Below are 13,211 nucleotides of genomic sequence, written 5' to 3' on the forward strand. Positions count from 1 at the left end.
GGAGGATTCTTGATGGCGGTTCAATCTCAACCAATTGGTGGCCTGAGTGCCATCCGTAATCGCAGCACCAGCCAACCAACCAGCCAACGCCGCGCCAGCGTGTTAATTGCACTCGCGGTTGTGGTGGCCTTGATGTGTATGCTGTATTTGGCCCAAACTGGCCGAATTGCCGCGCTTGGTTTTCGGCTAGAGCAACTTGAAGTGCAGCAAACTAAATTGGTGCGCGCCAATAACCAGTTGCTGTATGAGATTGAACAATCGCAATCGCTTGAGGTGATTCGCCAACGAGCAACCGCCTTGGGCTTTGCCCCCATTGCATCCAGCCAAGCAGAATATCTGATTATTGAACTACCACACCATCGTTGGACGGTTCAGGCTCGTTAGCGCCCGTTCCCGCTCTTGCGCTTTGGAGGAACTTGCATGGCCGCGCGTACCGCTCCAACTCCCCAGCATCAACCCTTGCTCTCACGCTGGCGCATCAACGCCATTTTGTTGATCTGTGTGGTCTTTGCTTTGGCAAATGCCCATAAATTGTTTGAAGTTCAAGTTCAGCGCCATGATCAGCTTTCGGGCTTGGCGCAAAGTGAGTTTCGCCAAAATCGCACAATTCAGCCAGCCCGCGGCATTATTCGCGATAGTACTGGCGGGGTTTTGGCGATGAATGTTGATCGCGATGTGCTGGGCGTGGCTCCACCGTTGATTGATGATGATGTAGCCGATCCAAATGAATCTGATCGTTTGGCCTTGTTGCTTTCGCCATTGATCGGCAAAGCTCCCAGCGAAATCAAACAATTGTTGCAAACCAAAGATCGCGAGTATGTGGTGCTGGCGCGGCGCTTAACGCCTGAAGTGAGCGAGCAAATTCGGGCGCTCAAAAATACGGCGCTTTCGCTCACACCGGAGCCAGTGCGGGTTTATCCCAAAGGCATGTTTGCCGCCAATATCGTTGGCGTAGCCAATTACGAAAATGTGGGCATTAGCGGGGTTGAGGGCTATAACAACTCGCTGTTGGCTGGGGTTGCTGGCTCGCTCGAAGCCGAAATCGACTCTGCTGCCAACTCGATTTGGATCGATCCACCAACCGTGCAAGAGCCACGCGATGGCGCAGATATTACCTTAACGATCGACCCAACCGCTCAGCATATTGCCGAAGAAGAATTGCAAAATGCGTTGATCAACCATGGCGCAAGCGGTGGCTCAATTACGGTGATGGATTCCAAAACTGGCGCGATTCTGGCCATGGCAACGTCCAACAAATTTGATCCCAATCGCTATACCGAATATCAGCCAGAAATCTACAACAAAAATGGCGCAATTACCGACCAGTATGAGCCAGGCTCAACCTTCAAGCCAATCAACTTGGCAATAGGCTTGCAAGCCAAAGCCTTTACGGTCAATAGCGTGGTCGATGACCCAGGCTTTATTGCCCGCGCACCTGGCTGTTGCGCCAACTTCGATTCCAACGGCCACTCGCCGATGACCCCCGAAAATGTGATTCTCTATTCATCGAATGTTGGCGCTTTGCAATACGCCGAAATGGCGGGCGAAGAAGGTTTCTATCAAGGCTTGCGCGATTTTGGCTATGGCCAGCCAACCGGAATTGAGTTGGGTGGCGAAGAGGCTGGGATTGTGCAATGGCCTGATACCACCGCCGATTGGCGGCCAATTGTGCTTTCGACCAATGGCTACGGCCAAGGCATCGCGGTAACGCCGCTGCAACACTTGCGGGCGATGTCGGCGATTGCCAATGGCGGCAACTTGATGCAGCCCTACATCATTCAAGAATGGTGTGAGCGCGGCGAGTGCCACAAGGTTGAGCCAAAGGTATTGCGTACCATAATTGATGATAATGTGGCTATGGATGTGGCCAAGATGATGGTACGCGCTGCCAACAACAATTACGCTTTTCAAGAAGATATGTGGTGGAAGCAATGTAGCGCCTATTATGATCGCCAGGGGAATGGCGGCGTGCCCTTGGTGCCTGGCTACAACATTGCGGCCAAAACTGGTACTAGCTCAATTCCTGATGGTCGTGGTGGCTACGAAAACGCCACGATTGGCTCGGTGATGGGCTTTGGCCCAATCGAAGATTCGCGCTTTACGGTCTTAGTTAAGCTTGATCGCACCCAAGAAATTTGGGGCACAAAGGCGATTCCGGTGTATGCTGCGGTGTTCAAGCGCTTGCTGACCCATTATCAAGTTCCGCCCAACCCAGAGTTGGTGCACGAATGCCAAATTGAACAATAACGAAATCTACTAGCGCCATGGTGTTCATGGCTTTGAGATAGTGCCTATGCTAAGCTTACAAACGGTGGTTGATGGAGTGCGAATTGCCAGCGAACCAAGCTTGCAATTGCCCGCAGCGTTGGCCAATTTACCAATAACGAGTGCTTGCATCGATTCGCGCGAAGCTGTCGATGATGGTTTGTTTGTGGCCTTGCAAGGTGAACGGGTCGATGGTCACGAGTTTATTGCTGCGGTGGTAGCGCGCGGCGTTCGCGCAGCTTTGGTGCAACGCGGGCGTTTGACCGATCCAAGCCAATTGGGCTTGGATCGGCCTTTTGTTGAGCTTGATCCCGATTTGGGCCAAATTCCTGAAACTGCGCCAGCCAATGCCTTTTTTTTGATTAGCGTTGATCAGCCGTTGCTGGCGCTGCAACGCTTGGCTACTCGCCATCGTCAGCAACGCGATTTGGTGGTGGTTGGAATTACCGGCAGCGTTGGCAAAACCTCTACCAAAGAGGTGTTGGCGGCCATGCTTGCACCAACCATGCGCACCCATAAAAGCCCACGCTCCTACAATAGCGAAAATACCTTGCCCTTGGTCGTGCTCGGGATTGAGCCAAACCATCAGATTGCAGTGCTCGAAATGGGCATCTACAACAAAGGCGATTTGGCCTTGCTCACGACGATTGCTCAGCCCCAAATTGGCATCGTGACCAACGTCGGTTTATCGCACTTGGAGCGCATGCACACCATCGAAAATGTGGCCGAGGCCAAAAGTGAATTGGTGCAAGCCTTGCCAGAAGATGGTTGGGCGATTCTCAACTACGACGATCAGCGGGTGTTGGCGATGCGCAATCGTACCAAAGCCCAAGTCTTTACCTATGGCCTCGACCCGCAGGCTGATTTGTGGGCCGATAACATCGAAAGCCGTGGCTTAGATGGCATTGGCTTTGATGCGCATTATCGTGGCGAAAAATGGCATATCAAATTGCCCTTGATTGGCTTGCACAGCGTGCATACGGCCTTAGCGGCGGCAGCGGTGGGGATTGTGCTCGGGCTTTCATGGGATTCGCTAATTCAAGGGTTGCGCAGCAGCGCTCAATTGCGCTTGCTCTCGTATCCGGCGGTTGGCGGCGCAACCCTGATTGACGACACCTACAATGCTTCGCCAGTTTCGTGTATTGCCGCGCTGAATCTCTTGGCCGAGCTGCAAGGTCGCCGCATCGCCGTGTTTGGCGATATGGCCGAGCTTGGCCCGCAAGATGAAATTGGCCATCGTTCGGTTGGCGTGCGGGCCGCCGATGTGGTCGATGAATTATATGTTGTGGGCGAAAAAGCCCATTGGATTGGCAAAGGAGCCATTGAATCAGGGCTGGCAGCAGAACATGTGCATGTGCTACCCGACAAAGCTACGGTGATTGCGGCGTTGCAATCGACCCTCCAAGCGAACGATTACGTCCTTGTCAAAGGATCGCGTGCTGCCGCTATGGAAGATGTTGCGAATGCTTTGCAAGTTAGGCCGGAGGCTAAGGCGTGAATAACGAACAGGTCGTCGTCGAACTTCAGCGAGCGCTTGTGCTCAAGCTGGCTGAAGCGTTGTTATTAGCTGGAGCCGCTTTTGTTTTGACGTTAGTTCTTGGCCGCTGGTGGATTCGCTGGCTCAAGGCACATAATATTGGCAAAGCAATTCGGGTTGACGGCCCGCAAAGCCATATGATCAAAATTGGCACGCCAACCATGGGCGGGGTCATGATCATTGCCTCAGTTGTAATCATCACGGTGATTTTCAATCTGGTTAATCGCTGGTCGATGCTCTTACCGTTGGCGGCTTTGGTTGGCTATGGCATTCTTGGCGCGTTCGATGATTATCTTTCGCTGACCAAAGTGCGCTCGAAAACCTTTGGCCTGACCGAACGCTTCAAAATGGTTTGGCTGGTCATGATTGCCTTTTTGGCTTCGCTGGCCTTGTATCTGCCCAAGCCGTTTGGCTTGGCTAACGGCGGCGATGTGGTTGTGCCGTTTGTTGGTGTCATCGATATTGGCTACTGGTACATTCCGGTTGCGACATTTTTGATTGTGGCGATGGCTAATGCCGTTAATTTCTCCGATGGCATGGATGGCTTGGCGGGCTGGACATCGGCGATTGCCTTTGCCGCCTTCGGCGTAATTGCCTTCGTCTATCGCTTCGATTACTTGGTGACCTACTCGTTTACGGTTTCGGGCGCGTGCGTGGCCTTCTTGTGGTTCAACGCTCATCCGGCCCAAGTTTTTATGGGCGATACTGGCTCGTTGGCCTTGGGCGCAACCTTGGCGATTGTGGCGCTGATTTCCAAAGCATGGTTGTTGCTGCCAATTGTCGGGATTATTTATGTGCTCGAAGCCGCTTCGGTGGTGATTCAGCGCTACTATTTCAAATATACGCGGATCACGACTGGCACTGGCAAGCGGGTCTTCAAAATGACCCCAATCCACCATCACTTCGAGTTGACTGGCTGGTCGGAGATGCAAGTTGTTCAGCGTTTTGTGATGATTGGGATTATTGCGGCGATGATCGGCATTTCGCTGGCCTTGAATCCAGCCTTGCCCCAGCAAGTCAGCACAAGCTCAACCCAGCCGACGATTCCTGATAATCCTTTTACCACGACCGACGATCCGACCGCCACGCCGTATCCATCGCCATTGGAAAATTAGGCCACGGCTGATTGATTTGGTTTGATGTACTCGCAAGGCATTTAGCAAAGTAAGGCATGGCATGCTCGATTTACGCAACAAACGAATAACCGTGATGGGCTTGGGTGTTCATGGTGGCGGCTTAGGCGTTACCCGCTTTTTGCTGGAGCAAGGCGCACACGTAATTGTGACCGATCTGCGCAGTGCTGAAGTGTTGCAGCCTTCTTTAGCAGCTTTGGCAGGCTTGCCCGTTGAGTTTGTGCTTGGCGAACATCGCGACCAAGATTTTGAGCTGGTTGATATGGTGATTCGCAACCCAGGTGTGCCGCGTGAATCGCGCTATTTGCAATTGGCTCGCGCCGCTGGCGTAGCAATTGAAATGGAGATGACGCTGTTTTTCCGGCTTTGCCCAGCGCCGATTATTGGCATTACTGGAACCAAGGGCAAAACCACCACCACCACGTTGACTGGGGCGATGTTGCGTGAGGTTTACCCCGATACGGTGGTTGCTGGCAACTTGCGGGTTTCGGCATTGGAGCAATTGCCGCGCATCAGCGCCCAAACGCCGGTGGTGCTGGAGCTATCATCGTGGCAGTTGGAAGGCTTGGGCGAGGCTGGGTTAAGCCCAGAGTATGCTTGTGTCACCAATTTGTCACCTGACCATCTCGACCGCTATGGCTCGATGGCCGATTATGGATTAGCCAAGCAACAAATTTTTCTGTATCAAAACCCTGATGATGTGGTGGTGCTGCCCAAGCACGATTTGATTGTCAAGACCTGGGCGAACGAAGCACCTGGGCGGGTGATTTGGTTTGATGGCAACGAAGGCTGGCCGCTGGGCCAATTGCAAGGCCAACATAATGCTTTGAATATCGCTGCTGCTGCGGCCTTGGCCCAAGCCTATGGCATTCCCGATGCAGCGATTCGCAATGCCATCGAGCACTTTGCTGGGGTTGAACATCGCATGGAGTTGGTGCGCGAAATCAATGGCGTGCGTTTCGTCAACGATACGGCAGCAACTACGCCAACCGCTGCCGCCGCTGCGCTCAATTCGATGAGTAGCCCAGTGATTTTAATTGCTGGCGGTGCTGATAAAAAGCTAGCTTGGACTCCGTTGGTTGAGGCAATTCAACAATCGAGCCAATTAAAACAGCTCATTATCTTGGATGGCACTGGTTCGCCTGCGCTGACTGCGGCGCTTGGCACTGAGCAAGAGCGCTATCAATCGTTTGAGCAAGCAATTCGCGCCGCTTTTAGCTTGGCTGAAGCTGGCGATACAATTTTGCTCTCGCCTGGAGCGGCGAGCTTTGGTATGTTTCGCAACGAATTTCATCGGGGCGAAGAATTCCGACGGATTGTCGGCCTACTGGCGGAAGATTAAAAATTATTTAGGAAGATTGGGCTATAGCCAAAATTGGTGAAACCAGCCACGATAGTGAAGGTTCTGCAATTATGGTTATTGCCAAAGGCCTAAGTTCTTGTTTCGTCGCTATTGAGCTTGATTGCTACAATTGGCTCAGAAATTGGCAAACTATGCAAGATCCCTATTCAGGTTATGAGCCTGAGCGTGTTGAATATTCTCCCAGCCAGCCTGTGATGGTGCAACTCCCGAATGCGCCAGTACGGGCTACGTGGGTGTTTATGGCGATCAACGTCATCATGTTTGTGGTTTGTATCCTCAAGGGCATGAACGTGATGGGCAGCAGCGAAGGTGATGCGCTGGTACTGATCGAATTGGGAGCCAAATGGTCACCGTTGATGGATATTGGCGGCGAATGGTGGCGCTTGCTGACCGCAACCGTGCTCCATGGCGGGCTGGTACATATTGGCTTCAATATGTATGCCCTGTATGCGCTTGGCCCAACTGTTGAGCGCTTTTATGGCAGCCTGAGCTTTAGCGTAATTTACCTAATTGCCGGCATTGGCGGGGCTTGGGCTTCGTATGCATTTGGCGATCCGCGCAGCCCTTCGATTGGCGCTTCGGGCGCAATCTTCGGCCTGATTGGCTGTTTGATTGGCTTCTTCCTGACCGCCCGCAGTGTGCTGGGTGATTTTGCGCGCCAGAACTTGCGCCAAATGGTTGGCACGGCGGCAATTAACCTGATTATTGGCTTATCGCTCTCATCGGTGATTGATAACTATGCCCACATTGGTGGCATGGTGATGGGTTTGGCGCTGGGCTTTGCATTGGCCCCACGTTTGGCCTATATTGCCGATTGGTTTAAGCCGCGCATTGAGGCCCGAGCGCCTGCGCCAATTCGTTGGCTGAGCGTGGTTGCGGCCTTAGTCTTTGTGGTTGGCGCAACCTGGTTTGTGCATACCCAGCGCATGGCTGATGCAAGCAGCAGAGCGTTGCTCGAAAATTTCTATCAAGCATGGATCCAAAGTGCCCGTTAGACGGTTGGAGGTCGGCATGAACGATCGAGTTCCGCGAAAACCTGATGGAATGTTGCTAGCCCTCGTGGTTGGCCTAGTTGCGTTTGGGCTAGTGATGGTCTATAGCTCATCGTTCTATGTGGCCTATGCCGAGTACGATTCTTCGGTCTATTGGGTGTTGCGCCAAACCATGTGGGCGATTGCTGGCGTTGTGGCAATGTTTATCACAATGCAGTTCGATTATCGCAAGTTACGGCGGTTTTCCTTGCCCTTGATGGCGCTGACGCTCTTTTTGCTGTTGCTGGTATTGCTGTTGCCCGAACATATTACCAAGGTCAATGGAGCCAGCCGCTGGATTAACATTGGGCCAATCGGGATGCAGCCAAGCGAGGTTGCTAAGTTTGCGGCAATTATTTATTTTGCCGACTGGCTTTCGCGGCGTGGCTCAAAAATTCGCCAATTTGTCACTGGGCTGTTGCCATTTGGGATTATGCTTGGGCTGTTGGCGGGCTTGGTGCTCTTGCAACCAAATATGAGTACCACGATTGTGATTGTGGTGATCAGTGCCGCGATTTTGTTTACCTCTGGCGCAAGCTTGACCCACTTGGGAATTGCCGCCAGCATCACCACGCTGGTTGGTTGGACAGCAATTCAATCGGCGGGTTATCGTGCGTTGCGGGTGTTGGTTTGGCAAGATCCATTTAGCTACCCACGCGACGGTGGCTACCAACCAATTCATGCTTTGTATGCGCTTGGCTCTGGCGGCTGGACTGGGGTTGGCTTGGGCCAAAGCCGCCAGAAATTTTTCTGGTTGCCCTTCGCCCATACCGATGCAATTTATGCGGTGATTGGTGAAGAATTGGGCATGATTGGCGCAGGCTTGGTGCTGGCAGCCTTTATTATGCTGGCTATCCGTGGCTTCCGGATTGCTTCGCGCTCGCTCGACCCATTTGGCGCACTGATTGCAGTTGGCGTGACGACATGGCTCGTCGTGCAAGCGCTGATTAATATTGCGGTGGTAACCACCGTGATTCCGTTTACCGGGATTACATTGCCATTTATTTCCTATGGTGGCTCATCGTTGATGATGACCATGATTGCGGCGGGCTTGCTGCTGAGTGTTACCCGTTATGCGCCGTTGAAACGGGCTGAGGAACAAACCAATGAACGCTCCATCCCCACAATTGGCCAACTCCGACCACGAGTGGTCGCCGCTGCTGATGCTGTGCGGCGGTGGCACGGGCGGCCACGTGTACCCGGCTTTGGCCGTAGCCAGCGCTCTGAAGAAGCTCAGCGAGCAAGCAGCTTCGCCATCGGCAACTCCCTCGGCGGCACATGGCGCAAACCAGCAGACGAATCCAAGCGGCTCATCGCGTGGCGCAAGCCCAAACAGCGCAAAACCTTGGTCAGCCAGCCAATCAACGGCAGCACCGCCCGCGAACGGATCGAGCAGCGGCGGCGCAATCAACGCCAACGTTAAACCGCAACTGCGCTATATTGGCTCGGTTGATGGCATGGAAGGCGATTTGGTCAAGCGCGAGAGCGCAATTCCGTTTGTTGGCTTGCCTGCTGCTGCCATGCGTGGGCGCAACCCAATTCAGATGCTGAAAAATGCTGGCGTGTTGATCAAAGGTGTGCTTGCTGCCCGTAGCTTATTGCGGCGCGAACGCCCAGCAGCAATTTTGGGCACTGGTGGCTATGTTTGTGTGCCGCTGTTTGTGGCGGCGGCGCTCGAACGAGTACCAACCTTGCTCTATTTGCCCGATATTGTCCCTGGTTGGGCGGGGCGAGTTTTGGCCCGTTTAGCCACCCGTATTGCCGTAACCTTTGATGATTCTAAGCGCTATTTGCCAGCGCACAAGGTGGTCGAAACTGGCTATCCGGTGCGTGGCGAGGTGTTTAATCAAGATAAAGCCGCCTGTCGGGCGTTGTTTGGGCTGAATGATCAATTGCCAGTGCTGTTGGTGTATGGTGGCAGCCGAGGCGCACGCTCGATCAATCAGGCTGTTGCCGCGCTCTTAAGCGATCTGTTAGAATTAGCGCAGGTCGTGCATGTTTGCGGACGGAATGGCGATGAACCATGGTTGCGTGAGGCGCAGGCCAAGCTCAGCCCTGAACAGGCCAGCCGTTATCATCTTTACCCCTATCTGCATGCCGATGCTGAACGCTCGATGAGCGCGGCATTTGGCGCAGCAGATTTTGCGTTAAGTCGGGCTGGTGCTTCGACGATGGCCGAACTCCCCGCCGCAGGCATTGGTTCGATTTTGGTGCCTTTGACGATGGTGAAGCAAGAATACAACGCTGCTGCCCTGGCCGACCGTGGCGCAGCAATTAGCATTCCCGATGAGGCAATGCTAGGCTCTGGAGAGCCAACCCAAGGCCGTTTGTGGCGCGAACTCTCAGCAGTGCTGAGTAGCCCTGAGCGTTTACAAACGATGGCGCAACGCAGTGCCAGCCTTGCCCAACCAGACGCAGGGGCGCGGCTTGCCAGCGAATGGCTGGCGCTTGCCCGAGGAGGCTAAAGCGTATGTCGTTTCGAGTGATCCTCTTGCAACAATCGATCCAGTTTAGCTTTTTGCAGCTTTTGATGCTTGTGATTTTTCCAATCGCAGGCTTCTTTGGCTGGCGACGCGGCTGGAAGGAAGAGGCGATTACCACGGTCGGGCTCATTTTCTCATTGGTGTTGTTTGCCAACCCAACGGTTGCTGAAAACATGGCTGGGCTGCTGAATCGGATTATCAATGCCTTTGCGGTGTTTATTAATGCCCTGTTTGGTAGCGAAAGCGGCGAACGTTCCCCCTTTATCGATAGCGATAATTTTGAGAATTTTCGGGCAATTTCGTTTATCATCGGGGTGCTTCTTTCGTATGTGATTGGCTCGGCGATTGGCAGTCGCGATGAGGTCAGTCGCGGTGGGCGGGTGATTGGGGTTGGCGTGGGCGTGTTGAATTCGTATCTTGTGCTTTCACGCTTGCTCGATTTTTGGATTGCCTACGACAAAGAGGGCGCTAATTTGCCCTTTGATGAGGGCGTTGGCATCACCGTCTCGTCAATTTCGCAGCAAAATGCCTTGAAGGACAATTTGCCAACGATCTTTGCCTTGCTCTTTTTGGTCGTGTTGATTGTCACATTCTTCCGACTACCCCGAATGCGGGAGTAGCAAGGAGAGCATAGAGCAAAGAACATAGAACATAGCAATGTATATTCATCGATTATGCTCTATGCTCTATGCTCTATGTTCTGAAAAATGCTTGGGGACGCTGGGAATCGTCGATCTCAGCGTTTCTGCTGTTTTTATCTGGCTTTTTTAAGGAGTCGCTGGTGCATACGCACATTGTTGGAATTGGTGGTTCAGGGATGAGTTCGATTGCAACGATCCTAGTGGAGCGTGGCGATCAGGTTTCAGGCTGCGATCGGGCTGCCAATGCCGCAACCAAGCGGCTTGCCGACCACGGCGTGCAGATTGAAATTGGCCATGATCCAATCCATATCGACGGCATCGATCGCCTGTTGGTTACTTCGGCCTTGCCACTCGACCACGTTGAGTTGGTGGCCGCCCACCAAGCAGCGATTCCGGTGCTAACGCGCCACGATCTTTGGCGCGCATGGAGTGCCGAGCGCCCGACGCTGGCGATTACTGGAACGCATGGCAAAACCACCACTACTGCAATGTTGGCAGTTATTTTCAAGCATGCTGGTTATACCCCGGGCTTTTTGATTGGAGCCGAAGTGCCTGCCTTGGGAGCGAGCGCCGCGTGGGGCCAAGGGCCGTTGGTGCTTGAAGCCGATGAATATGCGCGCACCTTTTTGGCGCTTGACCCAACGATTGGCATTATCACCAACCTCGATTGGGATCATGTTGATATTTATCCCAGCCAAGCTGAGTACGATGCGGCCTTTCTTGAGTTTGCTAGCAAGCCCAGCCTGCAAGCCTTGGTGCTTTGCGGCGATGATGCTGGCACGCAACGAGTGTTGGCCGATGTTGCGGCGATTCGCTGCGGCTTGGCTGAACATAACGCTTGGCGCGCAACGGCGATTCAGGCTACGCCCGATGGCATGCTATTTGAATTGATTAGCCCTGTGGCCGAGCCAATTGCTGTTCAACTAGCTGTTGCTGGCTTGCACAATGTGCAAAATGCCCTGTTGGCCTTGGCTGCGGCCCACGCTTATGGTGTTGATTTGGCAGTAGCAGCAGCAGCAATTACCCATTATCAAGGGGCAGCGCGGCGCTTCGAGCCAAAAGGCAAGGTTGGCAATGTGCGGGTGTTTGATGATTACGCGCATCATCCTGCCGAAATTCGGGCCACGCTTGCCGCAGCCCGCGCACGCTTCCCTGAGCAACGGATTGTGGCCTATTTTCAGCCGCATACCTTCAGTCGTTTGGAAGCGTTTTTGGCTGAATTTCAGACAGCTTTTGAACAAGCAGATGTGGTGCGCATTGGCGCAGTGTATGGCGCACGCGAAACCAGCAAGGGCGACCCAACGGCGCAAATTGTGGCTGGGATGCAACATCCAAATGCTTTGGCGGTTGGCGATTTGAACCAAGCTTTTGAACAATTGTTACACGATGTGCAGGCTGGCGATGTGGTATTGACCTTGGGAGCTGGCGATGGAGTTTCGGTTGGCGAGCGGTTGGTGGCGGCGCTGAGGTGATTCGATGATTGCTGATGCTGCGTATCGCCAATTTCATCGTGATGCAGCAGATCGGTTGCGTCAACTTTACGCCGAGCAAATTGGTCGGCCTGAAGGCTTGGATGGAATTATGGCATGGCATTTAGCATTGGCCTGTGAATGGCCCGACGCAATCAACGCCGCCCTTGATCAGGCAGAAAGCGTGATTGCGCAACATAATATTGCCGATGCGCGGGTTTGGTGCGAGCGGGCCTTGGATTATCTGAGCCGCTTGGCTGAGGAGCAACGCGCCAATTTTGCCCTGCGCGCCTACAGTTTGGCATGGACGGTGCTCGATTGGGCGGGCAATCACGACGATGCTTTGTATTATGCGCAGCAGCTATTAACCTTGGCCCGCGCCGCCCAATCGGTGCAGATTGAAGGTGGTTCGTTGGTAGCGTTGGGTCGCTCGCAACGAGCTATGCGCGATTTTGCCAACGCCGAGCAAACGCTCAAGCGCGCGCTCGATTTGGCCCGCACGACCAACAATCTGCCACTTGAAGCAGAAGCCTTGTTGCACCTTGGCAAAACTGAGCAACTGCAAGGCCGCCATACCGAGGCAATTCACCTGTATAACGCCGCCCAAGCACGCGGAGCGGTGATTGACGATCGGCTAACAATCGCTAAAATTATCACAAGTATCGGCGATGTTTATCGCTTGATTGGCTCGGGCCAACAGGCCGCCGATTATTACACCCGCGCCTTGGAAATCGAGGAGCATTTGCCTGGCACGTTGGGCGTGGCGATTGTGCACGAAAAATTAGCACTTTCGTATCTCGAATTAAACGATTTGGATCAAGCGCTGCGTTGCCAAGCAGAAAGTCTGATGTTGCGCGAAAAATTGCATGATGCGGTGGGTACGGCCCGCGCCTACACCGTGATGGGCGTGATTCACCATGCGCGTGGCGATTATCAGACCGCAGTTGACTCGTTTTTGAAGGCCTTGCAATACGAAGATCGGCGTTCGCAGGGCGTTGGCCAAATTATGTTGCACAATCGTTTGGGCGATGCCTATCGCGCGCAAGCAGATTATGGCTCGGCGAGCACCAGCTACAATGTTGCGCTGACCAATGCTCAGCAATTGGGCGATACGGTTGGGATTGCCTTGGCCAGCGAGCGTTTGGGCGATTTGGCCTACGAATGGAATGATCGCCATGACGCGGGCAAACATTGGCATACAGCATTTTTGTTGCGCCAAGGGCTTGGCCACTACGATGAACAAAAGCGCTTGCGCGAACGCTTGCGCAGTTTAGGAATGCAGGTTTAAG

At 53.5% G+C, this 13,211-nt stretch carries 10 protein-coding genes and 1 pseudogene; all 11 read left to right on the plus strand.

Annotation, left to right across the window (positions count from 1 at the left end; genetic code table 11):
• The first annotated feature begins 12 nt into the window (after positions 1-12).
• Entirely contained in the window at positions 13-384 is a 372-nt protein-coding gene (locus tag JOD20_RS08495; RefSeq protein WP_054534907.1) for a hypothetical protein, read from the plus strand.
• A gap of 36 nt (positions 385-420) precedes the next feature.
• Positions 421-2,247, plus strand: a complete 1,827-nt coding sequence (locus JOD20_RS08500) for a peptidoglycan D,D-transpeptidase FtsI family protein (protein ID WP_204754856.1) — start codon at positions 421-423, stop codon at positions 2,245-2,247.
• 46 nt (positions 2,248-2,293) lie between these two features.
• Complete coding sequence (locus JOD20_RS08505) at positions 2,294-3,763, plus strand: UDP-N-acetylmuramoyl-tripeptide--D-alanyl-D-alanine ligase (protein WP_204754857.1); 1,470 nt, start codon at positions 2,294-2,296, stop codon at positions 3,761-3,763.
• The gene (gene mraY, locus JOD20_RS08510; protein WP_204754858.1) at positions 3,760-4,917 is read left to right on the plus strand and encodes a phospho-N-acetylmuramoyl-pentapeptide-transferase; all 1,158 of its coding nucleotides are present in this window, start codon (positions 3,760-3,762) and stop codon (positions 4,915-4,917) included. Before JOD20_RS08505 ends, mraY begins: the two co-directional genes overlap by 4 nt.
• 61 nt (positions 4,918-4,978) lie before the next feature.
• On the plus strand, positions 4,979-6,277 hold the full coding sequence (gene murD / locus JOD20_RS08515; RefSeq protein ID WP_204754859.1) for a UDP-N-acetylmuramoyl-L-alanine--D-glutamate ligase: 1,299 nt from the start codon (positions 4,979-4,981) through the stop codon (positions 6,275-6,277).
• Positions 6,278-6,429: 152 nt separating this feature from the next.
• On the plus strand, positions 6,430-7,293 hold the full coding sequence (locus tag JOD20_RS08520; RefSeq protein ID WP_204754860.1) for a rhomboid family intramembrane serine protease: 864 nt from the start codon (positions 6,430-6,432) through the stop codon (positions 7,291-7,293).
• Positions 7,294-7,342: 49 nt separating this feature from the next.
• Positions 7,343-8,392 (plus strand): annotated as a pseudogene (ftsW, locus tag JOD20_RS08525) (putative lipid II flippase FtsW); the annotation flags it as partial.
• A gap of 367 nt (positions 8,393-8,759) precedes the next feature.
• Complete coding sequence (locus JOD20_RS08530) at positions 8,760-9,794, plus strand: UDP-N-acetylglucosamine--N-acetylmuramyl-(pentapeptide) pyrophosphoryl-undecaprenol N-acetylglucosamine transferase (protein WP_275580590.1); 1,035 nt, start codon at positions 8,760-8,762, stop codon at positions 9,792-9,794.
• A gap of 5 nt (positions 9,795-9,799) precedes the next feature.
• Positions 9,800-10,432 carry a hypothetical protein gene (locus tag JOD20_RS08535; RefSeq protein WP_204754863.1) on the plus strand — a complete coding sequence of 211 codons (633 nt, stop codon included), beginning with the start codon at positions 9,800-9,802 and terminating at the stop codon, positions 10,430-10,432.
• 161 nt (positions 10,433-10,593) lie between these two features.
• The gene (gene murC / locus JOD20_RS08540) at positions 10,594-11,925 is read left to right on the plus strand and encodes a UDP-N-acetylmuramate--L-alanine ligase (RefSeq protein ID WP_204754864.1); all 1,332 of its coding nucleotides are present in this window, start codon (positions 10,594-10,596) and stop codon (positions 11,923-11,925) included.
• 4 nt (positions 11,926-11,929) lie between these two features.
• Positions 11,930-13,210, plus strand: a complete 1,281-nt coding sequence (locus JOD20_RS08545; RefSeq protein ID WP_204754865.1) for a tetratricopeptide repeat protein — start codon at positions 11,930-11,932, stop codon at positions 13,208-13,210.
• Position 13,211: the final 1 nt, after the last annotated feature.

The sequence above is a fragment of the Herpetosiphon giganteus genome (assembly GCF_016907925.1).
Taxonomy (GTDB): domain Bacteria; phylum Chloroflexota; class Chloroflexia; order Chloroflexales; family Herpetosiphonaceae; genus Herpetosiphon; species Herpetosiphon giganteus.